We start from the raw sequence: 26,271 nt of genomic DNA, 5'->3' as shown, positions 1-26,271 counted from the left end.
GCTGCACGCCGGCTGTACGGCCGCTCGGAAGCTTCCGACGATGGACGGGCAGGTCAGCCGATGCGCTGCTGCGCGCGAGCCCTCGCCCAGCGCTCCGCCTCCGCGAGCGCCTCCCGGGTGAGCTCGCCCTCGGGCGCCTCGTGGTCGTCGACGACCGCGCGGACGGTGTCGAGGATGCCGAGGTAGCCCAGCCGCCCCGCGTGGAAGGCCGCAACGGCCTCCTCGTTCGCCGCGTTGAACACGGCCGGATAGGTGCGACCCTGCCCGCCCACGAGCTTGGCCAGCCGCACCGCCGGGAAGGCCTCGTGGTCGAGGGGCTCGAACGTCCACTGCTGGCGCGAGGTCCAATCGAGCGGGACGCCGACGCCTGGGACCCGGTTGGGCCAGTCGAGCCCGAGGGAGATGGGGAGCCGCATGTCGGGCGGGGAGGCCTGGGCGATGGTGGAACCGTCGATGAACTCGACCATCGAGTGGACGATCGACTGCGGGTGGACCGTCACCTCGATGCGGTCGTATGGGACGTCGAACAGCAGGTGCGCCTCGATCACCTCGAGACCCTTGTTGACGAGGGTCGCCGAGTTCGTCGTGACGACGAGACCCATGTCCCAGGTGGGGTGGGCGAGTGCCTCGGCCGGCGTGACGCCGGCGAGCGACGCGCGGTCCCGTCCGCGGAACGGTCCTCCCGAGGCGGTCAGGACGAGCCGTCGCACCTCCGTGGCGGTGCCGGATCGGAGGGCCTGGGCGATCGCGGAATGCTCGGAGTCCACGGGCACGATCTGGCCGGGTGTCGCGATCCGCCGGACGAGGTCGCCACCGACGATGAGCGACTCCTTGTTCGCGAGCGCGAGCGTCCTGCCCGTCTCGAGGGCCGCGAGGGTCGGGCCGAGCCCGATGGAGCCCGTGATGCCGTTCAGCACCACGTCGGCGTCGACGCTGCGGATGAGCCGCTCGGCGTCGGCCGCGCCCAGGGCCGTGTCGTCGACGTGGAAGGCGGCGGCCTGCTCGGCGAGGAGCTCGGCGTTCGAGCCGGCCGTCAGGCCGACGACCTCGAAGCGGTCGCGGTCACCCCGGATGACGTCGAGTGCCTGCGTGCCGATCGAGCCGGTTGATCCGAGGATGATGACGCGTCTCACGGCGGTCAGTCTACGTCGGCGGCGGTGCGGGCCGCTCAGCCCGCGGCGGGAGCCGTGGTGCTGCTCGCGTCGAGGATGTCGATGACGAACACGATGGTGTCGTCGGCCTCGATGCCCGCCTGGCTGTTGCCGCCGCTCGGTCCGTACCCGAGGTCGGGTGGGATGACGGCGATGACCTGCGATCCGATGTGCTGGCCGGCGATGGCGCTCGAGAAGCCCTTCACCACGGCGGACAGCTGGAAGTTGGTCGGTCCGTTGCCCCAGCTCTCGTCGAAGACCTCGCCGGTCCGCCAGTTCACACCCTGGTAGTTGATGATGACCTCGGCGTCGGGCTGCACCACCGCCCCGTCGCCCTGCTTGAGGACCGCGACCTGGAGATCGGCCGGAGCGGGCTCCTCGGGGATGGTGACCGTGGGTCGTCCGGCGGTGTCGAGCTCGACCGCGGGCATCCCGGCGACGGGCTCCTGCCGGACGCCGTCCGCCTTGGCGTCGCTGTGCACCGTGCTGAGGACGTCGGCCACGACGACCAGCGGCTGGTCGGCCTGGACCGTGCCGTCGCTCGACCCTGCGGAACCGAACCCGTCGCCCGCCGTGACGAACGCCGCGACGCGGGATCCGACGTTCGTGCACTCGACGGCGCGGACGAGGCCCTTCAGGTACTTCTGGTCGTTGACCACGATCGCCGTCGCCGGGCTCGCACCGTAGGCGGTCTGCGCGACGATCGACCCGGTCACGGCGTTGTAGATCGACATCTCGACGAACGTCGTGTCGCCGGGATCGACCCGCTCTCCGTCGCCCTTGGCCACGATCGTGCGTTCGGTCGTGTCTGCGGCGAGTGTGCCCTTCGCGAAGGTGACCTCGGGGATCGAGCCGAAGTCGCCACTGACGCTGATCGCCTTGGACGCCTTGCCTGCGCTCGTGTCGGCGCACTCCCCCGGACTGGGAAGCGCTTGCGACTGCGACGTCGCCGAACTGCACGCGGTCAGCGACACGAGGGACGCGATGACGGCCAGAAGGCAGAGGCTCTTGCGCACAGGGGAACTTTCGGTCGTTGCTGAGGGGTCGGTCCAGTTTCACCCACCAGGCTCCATGCTGGCTGACAGCGCGCCGAACATCCGCGGTGGGTGGTCACACGTGAGTATGCCGGGTCGCGCATGCGTCGCCGGGTACAGTCGTGCGCATGGCCGATGAGGAGCAGACGCAGCGACGCGCCCAGGAACCCTCCGACCAGACCACGGTCGAACCGTCGACGGACGACACGGTGTCCACGCCCTCGAAACCCGGTGTCGTCTACTACTTCGGACGAGCCGTCCTGAACACGACGGCGAAGCTGCTCTACCGCCCCAAGATCATCGGCCGGAAGAACGTCCCGAAGCGTGGGCCGGTCATCCTGGCGAGCAACCACCTCTCGTTCATCGACAGCATCGCGATCCCGATCAGCGCGCCACGACGGGTGCAGTTCCTGGCGAAGTCCGATTACTTCACCGGACGCGGTCTGAAGGGCTGGGTCTCGCGCACCTTCTTCACCTCGATCGGCGCGGTCGGGGTCGAACGTGGCGTCGGGCAGGCGGCGCAGGAGGCGCTCGACCAGGGACGCCGGATCCTGGAGAGCGGCGAGGCCTTCGCCATCTACCCCGAGGGCACCCGGTCGCTCGACGGACGGTTGTACCGCGGCAGGACCGGTGTCGCCTGGCTGGCACTCACCACGGGCGCGACGGTCGTCCCGGTGGGCCTCATCGGCACCGACGACCTCATGCCGGTCGGCACCACGATCCCGAAGTTCAAACCGGTCACGGTGATCTTCGGCGAACCCATCGACGTGAGCCACCATGGCCCGGCGACCTCAGGACGCGCCAGACGCAAGGCGACGGACGAGATCATGGCGGCGATCCACGCCCTCACCGGCCAGGAGCTCGCGAACGCCTACAACGAGTCGCCGCCCGCCGACACCGTCGAGCGCATCAAGCGCGCCTTCCGCCCGGAACGGCTCTGAGCCGCGGCGTCGGTCCACTCCTCAGGTGGTCGTCGCGACCACGATCGTCGGCTCATGACGGACCGGGAAGTTCACCGAGTTGGCGATGAAGCACAGCTCGTTCGCGCGGGCGTGCCCGGCTCGCGCCGCCTCGACCATCGACGCATCGGCGACCGTGACCTGCGGACGCAGGACCACCTCCGTGAACGCACCGCTGCCCGCGCCGTCCTCGACCATGGTCCCGACAGCGTCGTCCGTGTAGGCCGTCACCACGACACCGAGGGTCACGGCGACGTGCAGGTAGGACAGGAGATGGCACTGGGCGAGGGCCGCGAGGAGCAGCTCCTCGGGGTTCCATCGACCCGGGTCGCCGCGGAACGGTTTGTCCGCCGAGCCCTCGAGGTCGTGCTTCCCGGCGGCCGTCACCGTGAGCTCCCGGGAGTAGTCCCGGTACCCGCTCGTGCCCGTCCCGAGGTCTCCGTCCCAGCGGACGCCGATGGTGTAGTCGTGGTGGCCCGTGATCATGCCACCAGTATCCCACTGGCCTCTCCGCCGCGGCCCGCGTTCGCGGCCCCGCTGTCGGGAGGTCGCGCTACGCTGGAGGACTATGACTGACACGCTCGACACCACGGACCAGACGACCGCCTCCGCCCCCAGCGTGACGCAGGAGCGTCGCATCGTGACGGCCGTCCCGGGCCCGCGCTCGCAGGCGCTGCACGCCCGCCGGACCGCCGTCGTGTCCGATGGCGTGTCGAGTGTCCTCCCGGTGTACATCGAGCGCGCGCACGGCGCGATCGTCGTCGACGTCGACGGCAACCAGTTCATCGACCTCGGTGCCGGCATCGGTGTCACCACCATCGGCCACACGGAGTCTTCCGTGGTCGGCGCCGTCCAGGACCAGGCGGCCGACGTCCTGCACACCCTGTTCACGATCACCCCCTACGAGGAGTACGTGCGCGTCGCGGAGCTGCTCGCCGAGCACACCCCGGGCGACTTCGCGAAGAAGTCGGTGCTCGTGAACTCGGGCGCCGAGGCGGTCGAGAACGGCGTGAAGATCGCTCGCAAGTACACCGGTCGGCGGGCTGTCGCGGTGCTCGACCACGGCTACCACGGTCGCACCAACCTGACCATGGCGATGAACTACAAGGCCGCCCCCTACGCGACCGGCTACGGTCCGTTCGCCGGCGACGTCTACCACGCCCCCAACTCCTACCCCTACCACGACGGCCTGTCCGGAGCTGCGGCTGCGGCCCGCACCATCGCCTACCTCGAGAAGCGCATCGGTGCCCCCGACCTCGCATGCCTCGTCGTCGAGCCGATCCAGGGCGAGGGCGGCTTCGTCGTCCCCGCGGAGGGCTACCTCCCCGCGCTCCAGGAGTGGTGCACGGCCAACGGCGTCGTGTTCATCGCCGACGAGATCCAGAGCGGCATGGCGCGCACGGGCGAGTACTTCGCGAGCTCGCACTTCGGCCTCGTCCCCGACCTCGTGCTGAGCGCGAAGGGTATCGCCGGCGGTCTGCCGCTCGCGGCGGTCACGGGGCGCGCCGAGATCATGGACGCGAGCCAGCCCGGCGGGCTCGGCGGCACCTTCGGCGGTAACCCCGTCGCGTGTGCCGCGTCGGTCGCGGTCTTCGAGTCGATCGAGTCCCGCGGACTCCTGGCCGAAGCGGATCGCATCGGTGCCACCCTGACGGCGGCGCTGCTCGAGCTCCAGGGCAAGTACGACATCATCGGCGACGTCCGCGGCATCGGCGCGATGATCGCGATGGAACTCGTCCAGCCGGGTACGGCCTCGACGACGAAGGAGCCCCACCCGGCCGCCGTCAGCGCCATCGCCGCAGCCGCTGCGCAGCAGGGCGTGCTCGTCCTCACCGCCGGCACCTACGGCAACGTCCTCCGCTTCCTCCCGAGCCTCGCCGTCTCCGACGAGCTCATCGCGGACGCGATGACGGTCATCGATCAGGCGCTCGCAGCACTGTGAGCACGGCGGTCCCCCAGACCTTCGGCGTCGCGGACGCGGTGGAGTTGGCCGTCGTCGAGCGCAGCGGCTTCATCGAGTCACGACACGCCGGATCGGCGATCGTCCTCGGGCCGGAGGGCGAGGTTCTCGCGAGCCTCGGAGCACCGGACGCACCGGTCTTCCCCCGCTCGTGCCTCAAGCCCTTCCAGGCGATCACGATCATGAACGCCGGAGTGTCCCTCGAGGGCGCTCAGGCCGTGCTCGCGACCGCGAGCCATGCGGGGACCCGCAAGCACGTCCAGGTCGTGCGCAGCATGCTCGGCCGGGCTCGGATCGAGGACTCGGCGTTGCAGTGCCCGGCCGATTGGCCCGGTGATCGCGCGTCCCGCGACGAGCTGGTCCGGGACGGCCTCGGCACGAGCCCCCTGTACATGAACTGCTCCGGGAAGCACGCGGCCATGCTGCTCGCCTGCGCACAGAACGGGTGGGACCAGGCGACGTACCTCGAGCCCGACCATCCGTTGCAGCTCGCCGTCCGGGACACCGTCGAGCGCTTCACCGGCGAGAAGCCCGCCGCCAGCGGGGTCGACGGCTGCGGGGCGCCGGTCTACGCGATCTCCCTGACCGGACTCGCACGTGGCATCGGACGCGTCGTCAACTCCTCCCCCACCTCGCCGTTCGCCCTGTACCGGAACGCAGGGCTGCTCACGGCGGCGGTGCTCGCCAACGGCTGGGCACTCGACGGACCCGGCCGGGCGAACACGCTCGTCATCGAACGCCTCGGCCTGTTCGCGAAGCTCGGTGCGGAAGGCGTGATGGTCATGTCGGCACCCGGCGGCGCGACCGTCGCGCTCAAGGTCCTCGACGGCTCGCTCCGGGCCTCGACGATCATCGCCCTCCGGCTGCTCGTCTCGGTCGGAGCGCTCGATGCGGCCGCCGTCGACGCCCTCGAACCGGAACTCGACCTGGCCATCCACGGCGGAGCCGCCGTTGTCGGCCGGATCGCCGTCACCGCGGTCTGACCGCCCGGCCGACAGCCTCGGCGGCTTCGGGTCAGGAGCCGAGTAGGTCCACACGCATCGCCTCCTGTCCGGCCCGCCACCACCAGGCACGGCCGCTCGCATAGCCGAGGAGCGGCGGGAGCTCACGGCTCCTGGTCACCTGCCGGAAGTCGGCGGCGGAACAGCTGTGGACCACCAGGTCGGCACCGGCGGTGCTCGGCGGAAGGTCTCGCCCGACGACCAACCGGCCCGACAGCCACGTCTCGGGGTCGACGAGGACGACGATCGCGGCGTCGTCCTCCAGGACGTCGCTCTCGATGCCCGCGACGCCCGCGAGCGGTGCGGACGGGAACAGGTGCGCTGCCGGTTCGATGAGCCGCACGCGTCGCTCCGTCCCGGTCGAGCGCTGCAGCATCGCCCGGACCGCTCCGGTCGCGCGCGTGACGATGACGGTCGCGCGTGCCGGGCTCGGCCGCCAGCGGTGGACCCCGGGCGCAGAGGACGGTGACGTCGGCGACGGTGGAGCGAGCGCGATCTGCACCTCCGAGTCCTGCCAGTGCGCGCGGCCGGCGGGTCGGCGTGGATCGAAGCAGGAGGCGGGTGCGCCGGCGACGAGATGATCCTGCCGATCGGCGAGGCGGAGGACCAGGGTGCTGCCCAGCTGAGCCGAGAACCGGTGGACCACACCGCCGAGCCGGGAGGCGACGAGGACGACGCTGATGCCGCGGCGTCCCCCGTCTCGAAGCAGGCCGAGCAGTGCATCGCGGAGTGCGGCGCCGTGCTCGTCCCCGGCGGTGGCGAGGAGCGACTCCACGTCGTCGACGAGGAGGAGGGTCCGCTCGGTCGGGCGGAGCGGATCCGACAGCGCCATGACGGTGTCCCAGGCCTGCTCGGCATCCTGGCCGACGCGCTCCACGCGGAAGCGATCGCGCGCGCCGACCTCGAGCGTGTCCAGCAGGGTCGTTCGACCGGAACGTCCGGTGCCGAGCACCAGCAGCGAGCCGTCGTGCTCCGGACACCACACCGCGGGGCGTTGTGCCTGCTCCTCGGGGAGGTCCGCGAGGCCGAACACGATGCCCTCCCCGGGAGGACAGTCGACACCGGTGCGCTCCGAGCCTCCGGCACGTCCCGCCTCGATCGCAGAGACGGCGCTCAAGGCCAGGCGTGCCGGCAGGGGGTCGAGCCATGGTCGCCGAGGTGCAGGCGCGTCGCGCCAGCGCTCACGGACCGCGAGGATGTCGTCGGAGGTGGTGACCGCGGACTGGAACACGAGTCGTCGGTCGCCGTTCCAGACGATGCAGCGGCCCGGCGTTCCGGCCGGGATCGCGGCCGCATCGGGCACACCGAGGATCGCGGCGCTGTCGGGGCGCGAGGTGACCCGGAGCGAGAGGCGGAGCGTGCAGTTCGCGAGGATGGCGTCGGCGGCGACCGCCGCAGGTCGCTGACTGCAGAGGATCAGGTGCAGGCCGAGTGATCGCCCGCGGGCCGCGAGGTCGGCGAACACCTGATGGAGGTGCGGGCTCGCGTCGAGCAGCGCCTGGAACTCGTCGACGACGACGACGAGCCGTGCCGGGCGATGTTCCGGCAGGAGCACGGGGTCGAGCAGGTGCCGCGCCCCGTGTGCGGCGAGCACGCGCTCACGGTGGCGGAGCTCGGCTCGCAGACTCGACACGACGCGGTCCGCCGCCCCCGGTTCGAGGTCGGTCACCATCCCGACCACGTGCGGCAGGGTCTCCACCGCTTGGAAGGAGGCGCCGCCCTTGCAGTCGACGAGGAGCAGGGAGAGCTCCTGCGGCGAGCACTGCGCGGCGAGAGCCGTGATCCAGGTGATGAGCAGCTCGCTCTTGCCACTGCCGGTCGTTCCGCCGACCAGTGCATGGGGTCCGTCCGCTCCGAGGTCCAGCAGCTGCACGCCCTCGACGCCGGTGCCGATGGCGACCCGGAGCGCATCGGGCCGCCAGTCGGATCCCGCCGGCGGGCGACGGCCCCGCACCGGATGCACCTGCGCGAAGGCGACGTCGGTCGGCAGACTCGAGAGGGTCGGGGACTCCCCCGTCGTGAGTGCGGCGGCGGTGAGCGCCCCGACGACGTGTTCCGCCTCGGCTTCCGCGAGCAGGGTTGGCGACACCGGCACGGACGAGGAGGCGCCGGTACCGTCGGCGAGGACGGTCTGCCCGTCGGTATCGAGGACGAGCAGGTGTCGGCAGCGGGTGGGGATGAGCTCGACGGTGTCGGACAGGGCGACGAGCACACCGCCGATCGGCGGGCGTCCTCCCGAGCGCCCCGCGGCGGACCCGACCGCTTCCCAGCGTTCGACGACCGAGACGAGGGTCGGCTCCGCCGTTCGCCCACCGGGCATCGGGTCGGCGGGGTCCGAGACCGCACGGTGCGGGAGGCCCTCGAGGAACGCCCAGGTGCGGTCGTCGGGAGCCGCGGGCTCACCGGAGAACTGCGCTGCCTGCGGCGGGAGCTGTCGGGCGAGCTGCAGGAGGATGCTGCGGGCCACCGCGCGCGCGAACACTTTCCCACCGACGATGCCGATCCCCTCGACCGCGTCGACCACGACCGGCGCCTCGGACAGCCGTGCCGCCCACTCCCATCGGTCGTCGTCCGCCCCCGCGTCCACCCGGACGGCACTCCTCGTCTCCCCTCGCCCGACGCAGACGAGCGTGCGGCGGGCCTCCGGTACCCGCCACCTGGCACGATCGGGTCCGTCGATGACCTCGAGGAGCCGACCGGCAGGGTGGAGTGCTCGCAGTTCCTCGCGTTCCTCGGCGTGTGCTCGCGCGATGTCCTGCTCCAGCTCCAGCGCCGCAGCGTCATACGCCGCGCGCGCCCGCCGTCCGCGCCGACGTCTGGTCCAGCGTGCGTCGATGTAGCCGGCGACGGCGATGAGGGGCCCGAGCGCGGCGAAGACGAGGGTCACGGGTGAGCCAGTGATCGCGAACAGGGCGACCGACCCGACGACCGGGGCGAGACTTGCGAGGATCGGGAGCGACCCGGTGGGCGGCTCTGCCGGCGGGCTGGGGGCACGGAGGCGGGCCGGCGTCGTCGCGGGCCGGTGCGAGGTGGTCGCGGAGGGCGTCACGTCCGAAGGGCTCATGGCTCCAGTGGAGCACCCTGCGGCCCTGACCGGCTGACGGGACGATCCGACCGGGCGCGAAGCCCGCGCGAGCAGCGGCTGTGGAGCGGGCTCAGGAGGCGGGCTGCTCGACGCTCTCGTCGACCGCCGCGATGTCGAGCACGATGACCGAGACGTTGTCGCGCCCGCCGTTGTCGAGGGCGGCACGCAGGAGGAGTTCGGCCGCGTCGACCGGCGTGGCCCCCTCCGTCAGGAAGTACCAGATCCCGTGGTCGGTGAGTTCCTTCGTGAGCCCGTCCGAGCAGACGAGCCATCGGGCACCGGTCTCGATCGGGAAGAGCTCGACGTCAGGTACGGGGTCGTCCGACGGTCCGACGGCCCGGGTGATCATGTTGCTGTTCGGGTGGAACTCGGCCTCCTCCGGGCTGATCGCTCCCGCGCGGATCAGCTCCTGGACGATCGAGTGGTCTTCGGTGACCTGAACCAGCTCGCCGTCCTGCAGCCGGTACACCCTGGAGTCGCCGATGTTGAAGACCGCGACGCGACCCTCGCCCTCGTCGGCAGTCAGCACGACACCGGTGACGGTGGTGCCCATGCCGAGTTCGCCCTCCTCCGCGGTGTCGATCATGTCCGCGACGGCCATGCGCAGCGCGTCGACGAGGCCGTCGACGGTGAGGATCTCGGCTCCCTCGGTGGCCTTGGTCAGGCGGTGCGCGACCGCGGCACTCGCGACCTCGCCGGCGGAGTGCCCACCCATGCCGTCGGCCACGGCGAACACGGGAGGGAGCGCCACGAAGGCGTCCTCGTTCAACTCGCGTCGCTTGCCGACATCGGTCATGCCGGCCCACGCGAGTGAGACTCGACGCCCGCCGGGCAGCGTGACGATCCGTTGCCCGTGCTCGGTCACGTCTGCTCCTCTAATACGGCTGGCGGTGGCTGATGCACCCTCGACGATAGTACGGTACCGGCCGACCGCAGGACCGCCCCACCCGGCTCGGCGGATTCCGTCCGGGGATCGGCGACGACGGATCCGGGCGCCGGGGTCGGTCGGTCCTACGGATCCGCTTGCCGCGACCCGTCCACGCTGTCATGATCGACGCATGACACGAGCGAGCTCCGATGCACCGGCGAAGGCGGCGCCGCCCGACGACACCTCGAAGGCGATCATCGAGCAGCTCCAGACCGACGGACGCCGCTCCTACGCCGAGATCGGGAAGGCCGTCGGACTCAGCGAGGCCGCGGTGCGGCAACGGGTGCAGAAGCTCACGGAGTCCGGCGTCATCCAGATCGTCGCGGTGACCGACCCGATGCAGCTCGGTTTCACCCGACAGGCGATGATCGGCGTCCGGGTGACCGGTGACACCCGCGTGGTCGCGGACCGCCTGTCCGCGTTGTCGGCCGTCGACTACGTCGTCCTGACCGCCGGCTCCTTCGACCTGCTGGTCGAAGTGGTCTGCGAGGACGACGAGGAACTGATCGCGCTGCTGAACGACGAGATCCGCACCGTCGACGGTGTCTCCGGAACGGAGACCTTCGTCTACCTGCGCCTGCACAAGCAGCTCTACGACTGGGGCACCCGCTAGAGGGGATCCCCGCACCGGCGCAAGCCGTCCCCAGTATCACGTTCCGCCACCCCCGACAGAGGTACGCTCAACCCATGCCCGCGAAGCCGATCGGAGAACGGACTCCCCCGTCCGGCCCGTCGGCGTCGGGTGACACCGCCTCGGCACCCGGTCTCGCGGACACCGGGCCCACGAGAACGGGCCCGCACGCGGTCGAGGTCCCACGACGCGTCGGCCGGATGACCGGCTACAGCGCCTTCCCACAGCTGCTCTTCGGCCTGGCGGTCGTCGCCATCCTCTTCGCCACGCTCCTGTTCCAGGGCGTCGACGACAACTCCGTCCTCTTCTACATCGGGGTGATCCTGGCGTTCATCGCGACGGCGCTCGCGCCGATCGTGCCGTGGCACCAGGTGCCGCGGCTCCTCATCGCGCTCCCGATCCTCGACATCATCGCCATCGCGCTCATCCGGCAAGGCGAACCCCTGATCGGCGCGGGACTCCTCTGGGTCTTCCCGACCATCTGGATGGCGACGGCCTTCGGCCTCGCAGGTGCCGTGACCGCCATCGTGCTCGTCTGCACGTCGAGCTGGTCATCCCTCGCGATGACCCCGGGGGACATCACCATCGCCAACCTGCCGGCGCTCGTCATCCTGCCCACGGTCCTCGCGTTCGTCGCCGTCTCCACCGCGATGACCGCGAAGCGGACGGAGGCGCAGCGCGTGCTGCTGAACAAGCAGGCCGGACAGCTCGAGACCGCCCTGGGGCGTGCACAGGACCAGGAGAGCCGCCTCGCGGAGATCCTGAACGCCGTGAACTTCGGCGTCGTCCGCTTCGACCGCATCGGAGCCCGGGCGATGGTCAACCGGTTCCAGACTCGGCTGCAGGACGAGGTCGGCGAGCTGTCCGACGTCAATCCCGCACTCCCGGTGTGGGCCGAGGACGGACTGACCCTCCTCCAGCCGCAGGACAAGCCGTACATCCGTGCACGCCGTGGTGAGGAGTTCGAGAACCTCACGGTGTGGCTCGGCGCCCCCGGTACCGAGCGGATCGCCCTCGCCCTCACCTCCCGCCGCCTCTACGACCACGAGGGTGGCTACGACGGCACGGTGCTCGTCTCGCGTAACGTCACGAGCGAGATCAACGCGATCCGCGCCAGGGACGACCTCGTGGCCTCCGTCTCGCACGAGCTCCGGACGCCGCTGACGTCGATCCTCGGGTACCTCGACCTCGCGCTCGACGACCCGGGGCTCCCACCGCGGGTCGCGAAGCAGCTCACGATCGCCCAGACGAACGGCGATCGGCTCCTCGAACTCATCGCGGACATCCTGGCCGCCTCCCGCGACGTGAACCGGACCATGGTGCTCGAACGCTCCGAGTGCGAGCTCCGGGAGATCGTCGACCGCTCGGTCGAGTCGTTGGCGCACGTGGCCGCCGAACGGAGCATCACCATCGTGCGCCACGACGAGGAGGCCGTGCCGCTGTTCGCCGACCCGTTCCGCCTCCGGCAGGTCGTCGACAATCTGCTCTCGAACGGCATCAAGTACAACCGGGACGGCGGCGAGCTGAGCGTCGGCGTCACCGCGGAAGGCGACACCGCCTGGGTCATCGTGCGGGACACCGGCATCGGCATCTCCGAGGAGGACCAACCGAAGCTCTTCGAGCGGTTCTTCCGCTCCGACCTCGTCCGCAACTCGACGGTGCACGGCAGCGGCCTCGGCCTCGCGATCAGTCGGGACATCGTCCGCTTGCACGGCGGCGACCTCACCGTCCACAGTGTGCTCGGTGAGGGCACGACCGCGGTGGTCCGTATTCCGAGAGGCGGGACCGAATGACCTTCGACAGCGAGACCGTCGCGGTGATCAACGCGCTCGTGATCTTCGTCTGCGGCGCGACGTTCATCGTCAACACCTTCATGCGGAAGGACGACGCGAGCGGGCGGGTGTGGTCCGTGTCCTACATGGCCGGGATGTTCACCAGCTTCTCCTACGTCGTCAGCGCCCTCAGCCAGGAGGCCTGGTGGGCGATCGCCGCCGGGAACGGTGGATACGTGCTGAGCATCGCCGCCCTGTGGTCCGGCGCACGGCTCTTCAACGGCAAATCGAGTCTGCTCTGGGTCTCGCTCATCGGGACAGCGGTCACGATCGTCGCCGCGCTCGCCGCCGGGCCCTCGGGAGGCCCCTGGGCGGGCGCGCCCGCGACGTTCCTCTGCATCGCCCTCTTCGCGGGCCTCGGCGCGGCTGAGACGCTCGTCGGCGCGATGCGGGACAACCCGACCACCCGTGGCTTCACCATCGTGCTCGGCATCGCGTCCCTGTTCTTCGCCGCTCGGCTGATCGCACTCCTCGTGGAGGGGTCGGACGGTTCATTGTTCACGACGCTCTTCGGGACCGTGGCCGCCTCGCTGCTGCTCATCGCGCTCCTCATCGTCGCGACCGTGGTGCTCTCCGTCCTGCGGGCCGAGCGCGCCGCACCCGCGAGCCGACGGCACGGGAGCATCGTCGCGTACACGGGTGACGACGTCCTCCTCCAGGAGTCCTTCGTCCGGATCGTCGACGACTGGCTGGAACGGGCGAACTTCCATGACGAGCAGCTCGCGATCCTCCACGTCCGACTCGACGACCTCGATGAGATGAAGACGGCGTTCGGAGCGGCGTTCAGCCGTGAGGTCGCCGAGGGGTTCATCTCCTCGGTCCGTCGGTACGGCCCGACGCTCTCCGACATCGGCGAGGACGGCGCCGGGTGTCTCCTGATCGCGACCCCCGCAACGGACGCCGACGTCGCGCTCCAGGCGGCCAAGGGCATCCAGGACGGCCTGCTCGACCACCCCGTCGAGACCACACCGCGCCTGCGCCCGACGGCGAGCATCGGGATCGCTCTGACCGACTACCTCGGGTACGACGTCGCCGTCCTCACGCGTGCCGCCAGCGACGCCAGCCGGCGTGCCGCAGCGTCCGGCGGGAACCGCACGGTCCTCGCCTCGTCGTCGCCGACGGGCCGCTGACGGATCGCATCGAGCTCGGTCAGGCGGGCGGGGCGATCGCGATGGTGAGGGTGTCCACCGCAGTCTGCTTCGCATATTCGGCGGACGTCGGCGTCGCCTGCACCAGCAGCTCGTAGGTGATCGTCAAGGTGACGCCGGTCGCGGCACTGTCCACCTCGGGGAGGACGAACGTCTGGCTGTAGCTGTACGGCGCCTTGATGAGGTACCCCGGTGCCACCGTCGACTGGTCGGTGAACGGGGCAGGCGACTCCAGCTGCCCCTTCGGTCCGTGGACGGTCGTGGTGAGCGTCACCCGCGAGAGATAGAGCGCCTGGAGGTCGTCGGGGTTGAGCACGCCGCTGAGCGAGAAGCTCACCGGTTTGTTGACGTCCGCGGTCCACGCGTCCATCGACAGTGTGGACCAGTAGTCGACCGTGAGGGTGGCGGAGCCCGCCGTGAGCGTGTGCTTGGCACTCCCGCTCGCGAGTTCGTTGGTGATCGCACTCACCGTCGGCCTCGGCGTCTTCGACACGCGCGGCGAGCTGGTCGGCTGCGCGCCCGGCTCCTCCCACGGAGGCGTCCCGCAGGCGCTCAGCCCGAGGACGAGCGCGGCGGCGGTCGCGGCCTGGAGGGCGTGCCTGACGTGCCGGTTCCGGACCGGGCTTGGGTGGTTCGACATGAGGCTCCTGGCGGGTGTCGGAGGGATGATCGAGTGACCCTCGAGGGTCCGTATGACCCACGAACTGGGGCCAGCGCGAATCTTGAGGAAATCCTGAGCCGACGCTATCGCATTCACGCGCGAAAGCCGCGCCCAACGCGGCAGAGTTGCAACTGCAGCGCGAACCGTTGCACTCGACCCACTCGGAACAGGACCCCTGATGTCAGAACTCGAAGCGCGACCGGACAGCTCTCGGCCCAACGCCCAGCAGCCTGACCCTCGGTACATTCAGACGCAGCCGCTTCTCGCGCCCGAACTTGAAGCGTATGCCAACGAATTCATCGACTCGGTCAACTCGCTCCCCGAGTACCGCGCGACCATCGGGTGCATCATCCCCGCCTACAACGAGGAGGAGTCGCTGCCGGCGGTGCTCGCGTCCCTCCTCGAGCAGACGCGGATGCCCGATGTGATCCACGTGGTCATCAACAACACCACGGACCGGTCGGTCGACGTCGCCGCGCCCTACGCCGGCCCGCACTCCCGGGTCGACGAGGACGGCTACGAGCAGTTCACCGAGGTGTTCATCCACGACATCGGGAAGAACCCCGACAAGAAGGTGGGCGCGCTCAACTACGGCTTCACGCTCGTCGAAGGCTACGACTACCTGCTCGGTGTCGACGGTGACACGGTCGCCGACCCGACCGCGATCGAGTCGCTCGAAGCCGAGATCGTCTCGGACAGTCGCATCGGCGGCATCTCCGCGATCTTCTCGATCGACGACGAGCCGTTCAAGAAGCAGCTCGTCCCGGCGTTCCTCATCGCCGGCCAGCGCACGCAGTTCGCCGCGTTCAACATGCAGAACATGCTCCGAGGCCGCAACATGGCCGTGCTCGGCGGGCAGTACTCGATCTTCTCCGTCCAGGCCCTGCGCGACGCCATGGAGCAGAACCACCAGTCCACCCCGTGGGTGAAGGACTCCGAGGTGGAGGACTCGCTCCTGTCGCTGCAGATCAAGAGCGCCGGCTACCTCACGAAGATCAGCGCCCGCGCCCGTGCCGACGTCGGTGGGATGACCACGGTCCGCTCCCTCGACGCCCAGCAGGTCAAGTGGAACTACGGAGCGATCGAGCTCATGTGGCCCGGCCAGCGCGGCGACACCAAGGGGCAGCCGTTCCACCCGAACCTCCGACTGCGGTGGCTCGAGAACGCGGAGATGCTCCTCAACATCGTCACGCGCATCCTCTTCGTCGTGCTGCTCGCCGGGTCGCTGTCGATCCACGCCTTCGTGTTCAGCCCCGTGTGGCTCATCCCGCCGCTGGTCGCGATCTTCCTCAACCTGCGCATCGCGCTGTCGATGAAGAAGCGGAACGCCCGCGACATCCTCTTCGCGGTCCTCGTCTTCCCGGCCGAGTTCTACATGTGGATCCGCATGGGCCACTTCATCCGTGCCTGGTCGAAGTTCGCGTCGAACAAGAAGGTCGACAACTGGGCCGAGCAGGCGAAGGCAGAACGCGGCTCGGGCAACGCGCACCTCGCGCCGCTCCTGTTCGTCCTCGCCGCCATCATCGCGATCGTCGCCGCCTGGACCCAGCTCTCCCCCGTCGTCCAGTCCACGATCCTCTGGGCGGGCTGGCCGGTCCTCGGCGTCATCACCGTGCTGCAGACGCTCAGCATGTTCGGCAAGCTCATCCGTCGTCAGCGCGGCTACCGCGTGTGACGTCCCCCGACCCGGACACGGTCGACGCCGACGAACTGCGCAGGTTGCTCCGAGAACTCTCGGGCGACCTGCGCAGTCGTCGTCGGTTCGTCCAGACCTACGTCGAGATGTGGCCCACCCGTCTGGCACGTCTGGGAGCGGCGCTCGACGCGCATGACACCGACGAGTCCAAGGTCGTCCTCCTCAGCATCCGCTCCTCCAGCGTCATGCTGGGCGTGATCGGGGTGGCCGGACTCGCGAGTGCCGGTCTCCAGGCGATCGAGCTGGGGCGACTCGAACGCGCACGCGAGATCCACACCGCCCTCCAGGAGGTCGGCCGCCGCAGCTGCGAACGACTGCTCGAACTCGACGCGGCAGACGCAGCGGAATCCTGAGCTCCGTCCACCAGGCGTCGTTGGTCGCCGGCGAGGCTCCGTCGCGGTCAGGACCGCGGTGGTCTCAGTCGTCGGAGGTCATGCGGTAGCCGACGCCGCGCACCGTCTCGATGAACCGCGGGGCCACGGTGCTGTCCGCGAGCTTCCGTCGCAGGTTGGCGAGATGCACCTCGATCGCACGCTTGTCGGCTTCGCTGACGTAGTAGGCCGTGATGTAGCTCTCGCCACGGAGCATGAGCGCGAGGTCCGCCTTGCTGCGCACTCGACGGCGGGACTCCATCAGTGCCTGCAACAGGTCGAACTCGCTCCGCGTGAGGTCGACCTCGGTGCCGTCGACCTCGACGATGCGGGTGGCCGAGCTGAGCTTCAGACCGCGGTGGACGAGCCACCCCTCGCCGTCGTCGGGCGCTGCGGCAGCCGGTTGCATGATGATCGGGACGACCGACTGACCGACGGGAGCGGCATGACGCGCGACGGTCTCGTGGACGATCGTGGGGTCGGGCGACGACACCTGCTGCTGCAGCGGCGGAGTCGCGACCTGAGCGACGGGAGCCGGCGCGACCGCGGTCGGAGCCGGTTGCGCCGGTGCCGCCGCGGCGACGGCCGGAGCATCACCGTTCGCGCGAGGCCGACGCAGCATCGCCTCGATGCGGGCACGGAGCTCGCGCGGACGGAAGGGCTTGGTCATGTAGTCGTCGGCGCCGGAGTCGAGGCCCTGCAGGGTGTCGATCTCGTCGCCTCGGGCGGTCAGCATGACGATGTAGGTGGAGCTGATGGCGCGGATGCGCTTGGCAGCCTCGAAGCCGTCGATACCCGGCATGCTGACGTCGAGGGTCGTGACGAGGGGGTTGTGCCTCCGCACCGCCTCGACGCCGTCCAGACCGTTCGCAGCGGACACGGTCTCGAATCCGGCCTGCTCGAGAACGGTCTCGAGCAGTTGGCGGATGTCCGCGTCGTCTTCGATGACGACCGCGGTCCGACGTTCGCTCAGCTCTTCGGTCACGATGCCCCTACCCGTTCCACCCGTCAGCGACGTGCCGGATGTAGCCGTTGCCGACTCACCACGCGCTGAATCCCTTGGCCAGTTGCACGGCCTGCTCCGGCCACCATACCCCAGCAAGGGGGCCACCGTTGCACGCTCCGTCGCTCTCGCCGGGGGCTTTCACCCAGAGGTTCGCGTCGAGGTGTTCGGCCTGCGCGGTGAGGGGCTGCTGCCCCACCGTCCGGCCGGACGGGTTGCACCATTCGCCGTTCGAGCCACTGCCGTTCCGAGAGGTGTCGATCACGTAATGGGCGCCGTCGAGGAGGCCGCTCAATTCCTCCGCATAGGCGATCTCGTCCTCGGTCGTGTTGTAGTTGGAGACGTTGGTGGCGAAGCCCGTTGCGTCGGCGACACCGGCCTCCCGGAGGAGCTCGGCCATCTCGGCGGGCGGTCGCCAGTCGGAGTGGCCGCCGTCGAGGTACACGGGGACCGATGCGTCCGCGAACTGCTCGGTCGCGGCTGCAAGTTGCCGCATCCGCGCGGTGCGGTCACCGCAGTCCGGCGCGAGCGCGACGGCATCCGGTTCGAGGATCACGGCGACGCGGTGATCCGCGACGGCGGCGACGATCTCGGCGACCCAGTCCTGGTACTCGTCGCTCGACAACCCACCGGCGGACTGGTTGCCGCAGTCCCGCTCCGGCACGCCGTAGACCGTGAAGACCGGCATGGACCCGGAGCGCTCGGCGGACCGGACGACCTCGGAGACGGTGTCCCGGACGGTTCCGATCGGGTAGCGCTCCGGCACGAGCCAGATCGCGGTCGGCTCCGCCGCGAGCCGCTCCGCCGCTGCGAGCTGTTGGGCGACGTCGCTCGGGTCGCCGTTCGAACCGCCGCTCGTCCCGGCCGTGGCGGAACTCGTCGGTTCCTCGGTCGCGGCCGCCGGATCGGCTGCGGCGGCTCGGGCGGCAAGCGAGGACGGATCGACGTACAACTGCGCTCCGTCGAACGGGCCGGCAGCGGCGTTCGGGACGCGGCTCACGAGCGACACCGCGAGCGCACCGCCGGCGAGGAGGACGGCGACGACGCCGAGGGCGACGGCCGTCCGGGTACGTCGTCGGTCGCGGGGCGTTCTCGGCACGGATCCTCCTGCATGGTCATCCGCAATTGTGCCCGACAAAGCCTCGCCACGGTGCCGATTCGCTCGAATCCGTGCCCCGAGTGGGGGTGGGCGCGATGTCCGAGAGGCACCGACGCGTCCGGGACCGCCCAGCCGGTCGACGAGCGCGCACGCCGGACTGCACACCAGGGCCCGCTGCGCAACGTTGTCCGGATCGCCGCGGCTCCCTACCCTTGATGATCGTGGCGACGCAGGGTCGCCCGCACGGCCCGAGGAGCGCACACGTGAGCACGAAGACCATCCCCACCTCCGACGCGGCGGCTGGTGACGCCCCCGCGAAGGTCATCCCCTGGGTGCTCGGGCCGGCCCTCGTGGTCATCCTCGGTGTCGCGCTGTTCTCGATCCTGCTCCCGAAACAGGCCGAGTCCGTCTTCAACGCCATCCAGTCCGGGATCATCGGAGGCCTCGGGTGGTACTACGTCCTGCTCGTCGCCGGGTTCGTCATCGTGGCGATCGTCTTCGCCGTCTCGAAGTTCGGCGACATCAAGCTCGGCAAGGACGACGACGAACCGGAGTTCTCGCTCCTGTCCTGGTTCTCCATGCTGTTCGCCGCCGGGATGGGCATCGGGCTCGTCTTCTACGGCGTCGGTGAGCCGCTCACACACTTCCTCGAGCCGCGCCCCGGGGTCACGGGCTCCCAGCAGTCCCTGGCCCAGCAGGCCATGAGTCAGACCTATCTCCACTGGGGACTCCACGCCTGGTCGATCTACGCGGTCGTGGGTGTGGCGCTGGCGTACGCCGTGCATCGCAAGGGGCGCCCGATGTCGATCCGGTGGTCGATCGAGCCGTTGCTCGGCAAGCGCGTGCAGGGCGGCTGGGGCAATGCGATCGACGCGATCGCCGTCATCGGTACCGTGTTCGGCGTCGCGACCTCGCTCGGCCTCGGTGTGCTGCAGATCTCCGCGGGGCTCGGGTACACGGGCATCGCCGAACCGAACATCGTCACGCAGGTCATCCTCATCCTCGTGATCACCGGCGTCACGATCTTCTCCCTCGTCTCCGGCGTGCACAAGGGCATGAAGTGGATCTCGAACACCAACCTCGTCCTCGCGGCGCTGCTGCTGTTCTTCGTCCTGTTCGCCGGCCCGACGCTGTTCCTCCTCCGCGAATGGGTGCAGGCCATGGGCGCCTACCTCCAGAACGTGGTCGGGCTCACCTTCAACGTCTCCGCGTACCAGGGTGCTGCGGGCGAGGCCTGGCAGTCCTCGTGGACGACCTTCTACTGGGGCTGGTGGATGTCGTGGGCGCCCTTCGTCGGCGTCTTCATCGCCCGCATCTCGAAGGGACGCACCGTGCGGCAGTTCGTGCTCGGCGTCCTGCTCGTCCCGACCCTCGTCACCTTCCTCTGGTTCGCCGTGCTCGGCGGCACCGCCATCATGCAGTCGCTGGAGGGCCGTGACTTCAGCGGCGCCGACGGCCCGGTGGATCTCAACACCGCCCTGTTCAACATGCTCGCCGGGCTCCCCGGCGGATCGATCGCGACCGTCGGTGCCCTGCTGCTCATCCTCCTGTTCTTCGTGACCTCGGCCGACTCGGGATCGCTCGTGATGGGCATGCTCACCACCGGCGGCACGGAACCGCGGAACCGGGTGCGGATCGCGTGGGCGCTCGTGACGAGCCTCCTGGCCATCTCGCTGCTGATTGCCGGCGGTCTCGCATCGATGCAGACGGCGGCCATCATCACCGCGCTGCCCTTCAGCGTCGTGATCATCCTCATGTGCATCTCGTCGTTCAAGGCATTCGGGATCGAGGTGCGACGGGAGCAGCGGGCGAAGCGCCGCCTGTTCGCCGCAGAGCTCACCGAGAGCGTCTCAGCCGACGTGAGCGAACAGCTGTCGGATCAGGTCTCGGAGCAGGTCACGGAGCACTTCGGCACGATGACCGCCCAGCTCGACCTCCGGCAGCTCGCGTCCCCGGACGCACCGGGGTCATCGGCCGCATCCACGGAACCGCAGACGCAGGACCCGGAGCAGCGCCGCTCGAAGGACTGACCGGACGGCTCAACCGACGGGGAAGCGGTCCGAGATCCAGGCCGCTTCCTCGGCGGTCGGCGACCACGCCGAACCGGCCGCGGCGTTCGCGCGGATCTGTTCCGGAGTGGTCGCGCCGGCGATGACACTCGTGAGCCCGTCCTGGGCGAGCAACCAGCCGAAGGTCGCCTCGACCATGGAGATGCCGCGCTCGTCGCAGAAGGCCTGGTAGGCCTCGATCGCGTCCCAAGGTGCCGTGTCGAGCAGGTGCTTGCGCTGGCGCATGATGCGACTGTCCGCCGGCCCGCCGTCACGAGAGAACTTCCCCGTGAACAGTCCGTTGTAGAGCGGGAAGTACGGGAGGAAGCCGACACCGGCGGCGCGCATGGCCGGGAACAGCTCGCGCTCCGCGCCCCGGACGAGCAGGCTGTACTCGTTCTGGGCCGAGATGAAGGCGGGGTGGCCGGCGGTACGAGCCGCCCAGTCCGCCTCGGTCAGCTGCCAACCGGCGAAGTTCGAGTGGCCGGCGTAGCGGATCTTCCCCTCCTGGACGAGCTCGTCCAGGGCCGCGATCGTCTCCTCGATCGGCGTGAACGGGTCGGGGGTGTGCAGCTGGTACAGGTCGATCCAGTCGGTGCCCAGACGGCGGAGCGAGCCCTCGACCGCGAGCCGGATGTAGCGACGGGAGCCCTTGGCCCCCCAGTTCGGAATCGGGCTCTCGTAGTCCACATGGCCGAACTTGGTAGCGAGCACGATCTCATCCCGCCGCCCGGCGATCGCCTGCCCGAGGAGTTCTTCGCTCAGCCCGTACTCCCGGCCGTAGATGTCCGCGGTGTCGAAGAGGGTGACCCCGGCGTCGATCGCCGTGTCGACGACGGCTCGCGTGCCGTCCAGGCTCGCGGTGACCGTGCCCTCGCGTCCGAAGTTGTTGCAGCCGATACCGACCGCTGAGACGAGGAGGCCGCTGCGACCGAGTGGGCGATAGTTGAGATCAGACATGCATCCAGGCTAGCCCGAGCGTCCTCCACAGGCACCCGTCGGCCCCCGACGCCGCGGCCAGGCCCACGCGACGCATCGCGCCGATCACGGGCTTCCTACGCTCGGTGCATGACCACACACCTCACCATCACCGATCCCGTACTCCCCTGCTCCGTCATCGCCGACCCGACCGCCGAGGGCTTCCTCAGGATGCCGACACCGGTGGGGCGGATCGAGCTCCGCTCCGTCGACGACGCGGTCTCAGCCGTGCGCTTCGAGCACCACGGGCGACTCCCACTCGACGGGGTGGACGAACGCCCCACCGCGGTCCTCCTCGACGCCGCGGAGCAGATCGACGAGTACTTCCGCGGACGACGCACCGTGTTCGACCTCCCGCTCGTCACGACCGGCACGCCGTTCCAGCAGGCGGTCTGGTCGGCACTCGGCGAAGTGCCGTTCGGCGACACCATCGGGTACGGCGCCCTTGCGGCCGCGGCCGGTGCCCCGCAGGGCGGCCGGGCGGCCGGCCAGGCGGTTCGGGCGAACACCATCGCGCTCCTCATCCCCTGTCATCGCGTCCTCGGAACCGGGCGGATCGTGACGGGCTATTCTGGCGGAGACGGACCGGCCACCAAACGCTGGCTCCTCGACCACGAAGGGATCCCGTACCGCCGATGAGTCCAGCCTCCCCGACCATCGTCGGCACCGACGGCCTGACCCGCTGCGCCTGGGCCGGGACGGACGCGGAGTACCAGCGCTATCACGACGAGGAGTGGGGCGTGCCGCTCCACGGACAGCGGCAGGTCTTCGAGAAGATCAGTCTCGAAGGGTTCCAGGCCGGGCTCTCCTGGATCACGATCCTTCGGAAGCGACCGGCGTTCCGGGAACGGTTCCACGGCTTCGACCTCGACGCCGTCGCAGCCATGACGGAGGCGGATGTCGAGAGCCTGCTCGATGACGCCCGGATCATCCGCCACCGCGGGAAGATCAACGCGGTCATCGGCAATGCCCGCACCGCCCTCGAGCTGGGCGACGACCTGGACGAGCTCCTCTGGAGCTTCGCTCCCCCGCCACGGCCCGCGCGGTTCGCCCAGTGGACCGAGGTCCCCGCGGTGACCCCCGAGTCCACCGCACTCAGTGCCCACCTGCGGAAGCGCGGCTACCGCTTCGTGGGCCCGACGACGATGTACGCCCTCATGCAGTCCGGAGGCCTCGTCGACGACCACCTCGTCGGCTGCTGGCGCTCCGACAGCGCTCCCTGATCCGGAGGGGTCAGACGACGAGGGCGAGCTCGGTCGCCCGACCGTCGTCGGCACGGGCGTGGACGTCGAGCACCCATCCGGTCGATCGCGCCCAGTCGAGCAACGAGTCGACATCAGGGTGGTCGACACCGGCCTCCAACAGCGCGCGGGTGAACCGGCCCTTGCCCTGCTTGTTGAAGTGGTTGAGCGCGCGGCGGCGGCCATCGTCGCCGACCGTGAGCACACGCAGGTAGACGGCCCCGACGCGGTCCGGCAACGGCCCGAGCGCCGCGTAGCCTTCCGAGCGCAGGTCCAACAGGACACCCGGGACGACGTTCAACTCGCGGGCGACGGGCCCCGCCCAGTGCCGCTTGAGCACGAACCCCGGGAGCCTGGAGTCGTGGGAGAGCCGATAGGCCGGAATGGGATCGAGCGCGCCGACCGGGCCGAGCAACGCCGAGTGCACGACCAGGTGCTCAGCGGCGAAGCGTCGCGCGTCCGCTGAGAGCGTGGCTGCTTCGAGCGCGTCGTACAGCACCCCCGTGTACCGGTCGATCGCCGGCATCGTCGCGGACGTCGCCGCCACGTGGTTGCGCTGGACCTCACCGAGCTGCTTGGGGCCGAGCTTCAGCGCCTTCACCGTCGCGGCCTCATCGGCAGCGAGCGACACCAGGGCGCCGAGGCAATCATTCCGGGACGAGGAGAGCCCTGGAAACCGCAGCAGGGCGGTGTCCAGGGCTCGTCCGTCGCCGCCGTCCCGCTTCGTCTCCGAAGGGGGAAGGAGGATCAGCACTGAATCAGGAGCTGGTCACGAGCGTGGCGTTGCCGGCCACGACGGTGACGGTGTTGTTCTCGACCGACAGGAAGCCGTCTTCAGCGTTCGCGACGATCTTCGAGCCGTCTTCGAGCGTGACACGGACCTCACCGGCGGCGAGGATGGCCAGCATCGGCTCGTGGCCGGGCAGGATACCGATCTCGCCGTCGACGGTCTTCGCGATCAGCTGGCGTGCCGGGCCGGACCACACTTCGTGGTCGGCCGCGACGACGCTCACGGTCAGAGGAGCGGAAGCCATGCTTAGCCGTTGTCCTTCTGGATCTGAGCCCACTTCTCTTCGACGTCGGTGATGGAACCGACGTTGAAGAAGGCCTGCTCGGCGACGTGGTCGAACTCACCCTTGGCGATGGCGTCGAACGACTCGATGGTGTCCTTCAGCGGGACGGTCGAGCCCTCGACACCGGTGAACTTCTTCGCCATGTAGGTGTTCTGCGAGAGGAACTGCTGGATCCGGCGCGCACGCGACACCGTGATCTTGTCTTCCTCAGAGAGCTCGTCGACACCGAGGATGGCGATGATCTCCTGCAGTTCCTTGTTCTTCTGGAGGATCTGCTTGACCGTGGTGGCGACGCGGTAGTGGTCGGCACCCAGGTAGCGGGGGTCGAGGATACGGCTCGTCGAGGTCAGCGGGTCGACGGCCGGGTACAGACCCTTCGACGCGATCTCGCGGGAGAGCTCGGTCGTCGCGTCGAGGTGCGCGAAGGTCGTCGCCGGTGCCGGGTCGGTGTAGTCGTCGGCGGGGACGTAGATCGCCTGCAGCGAGGTGATCGAGTGACCACGCGTCGAGGTGATGCGCTCCTGGAGGAGACCCATCTCGTCGGCGAGGTTCGGCTGGTAGCCCACGGCGGACGGCATGCGACCGAGCAGGGTCGACACCTCGGAACCGGCCTGGGTGAAGCGGAAGATGTTGTCGATGAAGAGCAGCACGTCCTGCTTCTGGACGTCGCGGAAGTACTCCGCCATCGTCAGCGCGGAGAGGGCGACGCGCAGACGCGTTCCCGGCGGCTCGTCCATCTGGCCGAACACGAGGGCCGTCTTCTCGAAGACACCCGCCTCTTCCATCTCGTGGATGAGGTCGTTGCCCTCACGGGTGCGCTCACCGACACCGGCGAACACCGACACACCACCGTGGTCCTGCGCGACGCGCTGGATCATCTCCTGGATGAGGACGGTCTTGCCGACACCGGCACCACCGAAGAGACCGATCTTGCCGCCGAGGACGTACGGCGTCAGGAGGTCGATGACCTTGATGCCGGTCTCGAACAGCTGCGTCTTCGACTCGAGCTGGTCGAAGGGCGGCGGCTGACGGTGGATCGGCCAGCGCTCGGTGATCTCGATCTGCTCGCCGGGCTCGGCGTTGAGCACCTCGCCGATGACGTTGAAGACCTTGCCCTTGGTGACCTCGCCGACGGGCACCGAGATGGGCGAACCCGTGTCGGTGACCTCCTGGCCGCGGACGAGGCCGTCCGTGGGGTTCAGGGCGATGGCGCGGACGAGGTCGTCACCGAGGTGCTGTGCGACCTCGAGCGTGAGGACCATCGTCTGCTCGCCGATCACGACGCTGGTCTTCAGGGCGTTGTAGATGCCCGGGATCGCGTCGTGCGGGAACTCGATGTCGACGACCGGGCCGGTGACGCGGGAGATGCGGCCGACGGCGCCGGCCTTCACCTCTGCAGCGCCCTGCTCGGCAGTTGCGGTGGGAGTCATGTTCTTCTCTTCTCTGTCTCTACAGATACGTGTGCGTGTTGCGATGACTAGGACGAGAGCGCGTCTGCGCCGCCAACGATTTCGGAAATCTGCTGGGTGATCTCGGCCTGCCTCGCGTTGTTGCGGAGGCGGGTGTAGTCGGTGATGAGCTTGTCGGCGTTGTCGCTGGCCGACTTCATCGCCTTCTGCGTCGCGGCGTGCTTCGCGGCGGAGGACTGCAACAGCGCGTTGAAGATCCGGCTCTCGATGTAGTTCGGGAGCAGTGCATCGAGCACGCTCTCCGCATCCGGCTCGAACTCGTACAGCGGCAGCACAGCGGTGTCGGTGGGCTCCTCGACGCCTTCGACGACCTCGAGCGGCAGGAGACGGACGACCTCGGGGGTCTGCGTCATCATGCTCACGAGGCGGTTGTAGACGATGTGGATCTCGTCGACGCCACCCTCGGAGGCGTCCGTGAGGAACGCCTTGAGGATGGACTCGCTGATCTCCTGCGCCGTGGCGAAGTCGGGGTTCTCCGTGTTGCCGACCCACTCCCCTGCAGCCTGCATCCGTCGGAACGTGAAGTAAGCGACGGCCTTGCGGCCCACGAGGTAGTGCGTGACGTCCTTGCCCTGGCTGCGCAGGAGCTCGGTCAGCTCGGCGGCCTCACGGAGGACCTGCGAGTTGAAGGCGCCGGCGAGGCCTCGGTCGGATGCGAACACGACGACCGCAGCCCGCTCAACCTTCTCCGGCTCGGTCGTGAGCACGTGGTCGACGTTGGAGTACGTCGCGACGGCGGACACGGCACGAGTGATCGCACGAGAATAGGGTCCGGATGCCGCCACCCGCGCCTGCGCCTTCTGGATGCGCGACGCGGCGATGAGCTCCATCGCCTTCGTGATCTTCTTGGTCGTCTGCGCAGACTTGATCTTCTGCGTGTAGACCCGGAGTTGAGCGCCCATG

General features: G+C 69.5%; 24 protein-coding genes. 11 read left to right on the top strand and 13 right to left on the bottom strand.

Annotated features, from left to right (window positions below; all coding sequences use genetic code 11):
* Positions 1-53 precede the first annotated feature (53 nt).
* Together ACQG07_RS13250 and ACQG07_RS13245 are read right to left on the bottom strand one after the other, a co-directional pair.
* Entirely contained in the window at positions 54-1,133 is a 1,080-nt protein-coding gene (locus ACQG07_RS13250) for a 1-deoxy-D-xylulose-5-phosphate reductoisomerase (RefSeq protein ID WP_079707173.1), read from the bottom strand.
* Between the two features lie 35 nt (positions 1,134-1,168).
* A complete protein-coding gene (locus ACQG07_RS13245) occupies positions 1,169-2,167 on the bottom strand; it encodes an FKBP-type peptidyl-prolyl cis-trans isomerase (RefSeq protein ID WP_426738503.1) in 999 nt (332 codons plus the stop codon).
* A 146-nt stretch (positions 2,168-2,313) separates the two neighbouring features.
* On the opposite strand from ACQG07_RS13245, the gene ACQG07_RS13240 reads away from it, so the two are divergent.
* Complete coding sequence (locus tag ACQG07_RS13240; RefSeq protein ID WP_159879177.1) at positions 2,314-3,126, top strand: lysophospholipid acyltransferase family protein; 813 nt, start codon at positions 2,314-2,316, stop codon at positions 3,124-3,126.
* Between the two features lie 21 nt (positions 3,127-3,147).
* On the opposite strand, the gene ACQG07_RS13235 is transcribed toward ACQG07_RS13240, so the two are convergent.
* Complete coding sequence (locus tag ACQG07_RS13235) at positions 3,148-3,630, bottom strand: OsmC family protein (protein ID WP_086473942.1); 483 nt, start codon at positions 3,628-3,630, stop codon at positions 3,148-3,150.
* Positions 3,631-3,712: 82 nt separating this feature from the next.
* Here ACQG07_RS13235 and gabT point away from each other — a divergent pair, with 82 nt between their 5' ends.
* Both gabT and ACQG07_RS13225 read left to right on the top strand, forming a co-directional pair.
* The gene (gene gabT / locus ACQG07_RS13230; RefSeq protein ID WP_426738502.1) at positions 3,713-5,086 is read left to right on the top strand and encodes a 4-aminobutyrate--2-oxoglutarate transaminase; all 1,374 of its coding nucleotides are present in this window, start codon (positions 3,713-3,715) and stop codon (positions 5,084-5,086) included.
* Positions 5,083-6,087, top strand: a complete 1,005-nt coding sequence (locus ACQG07_RS13225; RefSeq protein WP_426738501.1) for an asparaginase — start codon at positions 5,083-5,085, stop codon at positions 6,085-6,087. The genes gabT and ACQG07_RS13225 overlap by 4 nt, the downstream gene beginning before the upstream one ends.
* 31 nt (positions 6,088-6,118) lie before the next feature.
* On the opposite strand, the gene ACQG07_RS13220 is transcribed toward ACQG07_RS13225, so the two are convergent.
* On the bottom strand, positions 6,119-9,169 hold the full coding sequence (locus ACQG07_RS13220; RefSeq protein WP_426738500.1) for an FtsK/SpoIIIE domain-containing protein: 3,051 nt from the start codon (positions 9,167-9,169) through the stop codon (positions 6,119-6,121).
* Positions 9,170-9,260: 91 nt separating this feature from the next.
* Entirely contained in the window at positions 9,261-10,055 is a 795-nt protein-coding gene (locus ACQG07_RS13215; protein WP_229939081.1) for a PP2C family protein-serine/threonine phosphatase, read from the bottom strand.
* A gap of 193 nt (positions 10,056-10,248) precedes the next feature.
* Here ACQG07_RS13215 and ACQG07_RS13210 point away from each other — a divergent pair, with 193 nt between their 5' ends.
* The 3 genes from ACQG07_RS13210 (at position 10,249) to ACQG07_RS13200 (ending at position 13,711) form a co-directional block, all read left to right on the top strand.
* Entirely contained in the window at positions 10,249-10,731 is a 483-nt protein-coding gene (locus tag ACQG07_RS13210; RefSeq protein WP_064295326.1) for an Lrp/AsnC family transcriptional regulator, read from the top strand.
* A gap of 74 nt (positions 10,732-10,805) precedes the next feature.
* Complete coding sequence (locus ACQG07_RS13205; protein ID WP_159879183.1) at positions 10,806-12,542, top strand: sensor histidine kinase; 1,737 nt, start codon at positions 10,806-10,808, stop codon at positions 12,540-12,542.
* Positions 12,539-13,711: a diguanylate cyclase domain-containing protein gene (locus ACQG07_RS13200; protein ID WP_426738499.1), complete on the top strand. Its 1,173-nt coding sequence runs from the start codon at positions 12,539-12,541 to the stop codon at positions 13,709-13,711. Before ACQG07_RS13205 ends, ACQG07_RS13200 begins: the two co-directional genes overlap by 4 nt.
* Before the next feature lie 19 nt (positions 13,712-13,730).
* Here the strand turns inward: ACQG07_RS13200 and ACQG07_RS13195 are convergent, their stop codons facing one another.
* Complete coding sequence (locus tag ACQG07_RS13195) at positions 13,731-14,369, bottom strand: hypothetical protein (protein WP_236555493.1); 639 nt, start codon at positions 14,367-14,369, stop codon at positions 13,731-13,733.
* A 199-nt stretch (positions 14,370-14,568) separates the two neighbouring features.
* Here ACQG07_RS13195 and ACQG07_RS13190 point away from each other — a divergent pair, with 199 nt between their 5' ends.
* Positions 14,569-16,065 (top strand): glycosyltransferase, encoded by a 1,497-nt coding sequence (locus ACQG07_RS13190; protein WP_426738498.1) that lies wholly within the window; start codon positions 14,569-14,571, stop codon positions 16,063-16,065.
* Entirely contained in the window at positions 16,062-16,439 is a 378-nt protein-coding gene (locus ACQG07_RS13185; RefSeq protein WP_426738497.1) for a hypothetical protein, read from the top strand. Before ACQG07_RS13190 ends, ACQG07_RS13185 begins: the two co-directional genes overlap by 4 nt.
* 64 nt (positions 16,440-16,503) lie before the next feature.
* Here the strand turns inward: ACQG07_RS13185 and ACQG07_RS13180 are convergent, their stop codons facing one another.
* Together ACQG07_RS13180 and ACQG07_RS13175 are read right to left on the bottom strand one after the other, a co-directional pair.
* The gene (locus ACQG07_RS13180; RefSeq protein ID WP_371742739.1) at positions 16,504-17,442 is read right to left on the bottom strand and encodes a response regulator transcription factor; all 939 of its coding nucleotides are present in this window, start codon (positions 17,440-17,442) and stop codon (positions 16,504-16,506) included.
* 55 nt (positions 17,443-17,497) lie between these two features.
* A complete protein-coding gene (locus ACQG07_RS13175) occupies positions 17,498-18,559 on the bottom strand; it encodes a glycoside hydrolase family 6 protein (protein ID WP_161578601.1) in 1,062 nt (353 codons plus the stop codon).
* 215 nt (positions 18,560-18,774) lie between these two features.
* Here ACQG07_RS13175 and ACQG07_RS13170 point away from each other — a divergent pair, with 215 nt between their 5' ends.
* On the top strand, positions 18,775-20,589 hold the full coding sequence (locus ACQG07_RS13170) for a BCCT family transporter (protein ID WP_079707184.1): 1,815 nt from the start codon (positions 18,775-18,777) through the stop codon (positions 20,587-20,589).
* Positions 20,590-20,598: 9 nt separating this feature from the next.
* Here the strand turns inward: ACQG07_RS13170 and ACQG07_RS13165 are convergent, their stop codons facing one another.
* Positions 20,599-21,567: an aldo/keto reductase gene (locus ACQG07_RS13165; protein ID WP_426738496.1), complete on the bottom strand. Its 969-nt coding sequence runs from the start codon at positions 21,565-21,567 to the stop codon at positions 20,599-20,601.
* Between the two features lie 108 nt (positions 21,568-21,675).
* Between ACQG07_RS13165 and ACQG07_RS13160 the strand changes: the two genes are divergently transcribed.
* Both ACQG07_RS13160 and ACQG07_RS13155 read left to right on the top strand, forming a co-directional pair.
* Positions 21,676-22,224 carry a methylated-DNA--[protein]-cysteine S-methyltransferase gene (locus ACQG07_RS13160; protein WP_228501987.1) on the top strand — a complete coding sequence of 183 codons (549 nt, stop codon included), beginning with the start codon at positions 21,676-21,678 and terminating at the stop codon, positions 22,222-22,224.
* Complete coding sequence (locus ACQG07_RS13155; RefSeq protein ID WP_194645563.1) at positions 22,221-22,808, top strand: DNA-3-methyladenine glycosylase I; 588 nt, start codon at positions 22,221-22,223, stop codon at positions 22,806-22,808. Before ACQG07_RS13160 ends, ACQG07_RS13155 begins: the two co-directional genes overlap by 4 nt.
* 10 nt (positions 22,809-22,818) lie before the next feature.
* Here ACQG07_RS13155 and ACQG07_RS13150 read toward each other — a convergent pair whose 3' ends face one another.
* Genes ACQG07_RS13150 through ACQG07_RS13135 form a run of 4 tightly spaced genes read right to left on the bottom strand, consistent with a single transcriptional unit; the run spans position 22,819 to position 26,270 of the window.
* The gene (locus tag ACQG07_RS13150; RefSeq protein ID WP_426738495.1) at positions 22,819-23,580 is read right to left on the bottom strand and encodes a YaaA family protein; all 762 of its coding nucleotides are present in this window, start codon (positions 23,578-23,580) and stop codon (positions 22,819-22,821) included.
* A 4-nt stretch (positions 23,581-23,584) separates the two neighbouring features.
* Positions 23,585-23,860, bottom strand: a complete 276-nt coding sequence (locus ACQG07_RS13145; RefSeq protein WP_064295316.1) for a F0F1 ATP synthase subunit epsilon — start codon at positions 23,858-23,860, stop codon at positions 23,585-23,587.
* A 2-nt stretch (positions 23,861-23,862) separates the two neighbouring features.
* Positions 23,863-25,329, bottom strand: coding sequence for a F0F1 ATP synthase subunit beta (gene atpD / locus ACQG07_RS13140; RefSeq protein WP_426738494.1), 1,467 nt, complete (start codon positions 25,327-25,329; stop codon positions 23,863-23,865).
* Positions 25,330-25,376: 47 nt separating this feature from the next.
* Positions 25,377-26,270, bottom strand: coding sequence for a F0F1 ATP synthase subunit gamma (locus tag ACQG07_RS13135; RefSeq protein WP_064295314.1), 894 nt, complete (start codon positions 26,268-26,270; stop codon positions 25,377-25,379).
* Position 26,271 lies beyond the last annotated feature (1 nt).

Origin of the sequence: Plantibacter sp. 2H11-2 (assembly GCF_050031945.1) — a bacterium.
Taxonomy (GTDB): Bacteria; Actinomycetota; Actinomycetes; order Actinomycetales; family Microbacteriaceae; genus Plantibacter; species Plantibacter auratus.
The sequence above is the reverse complement of the archived record's forward strand: the minus strand, read 5'-3'. Positions and strand labels throughout refer to the sequence as shown.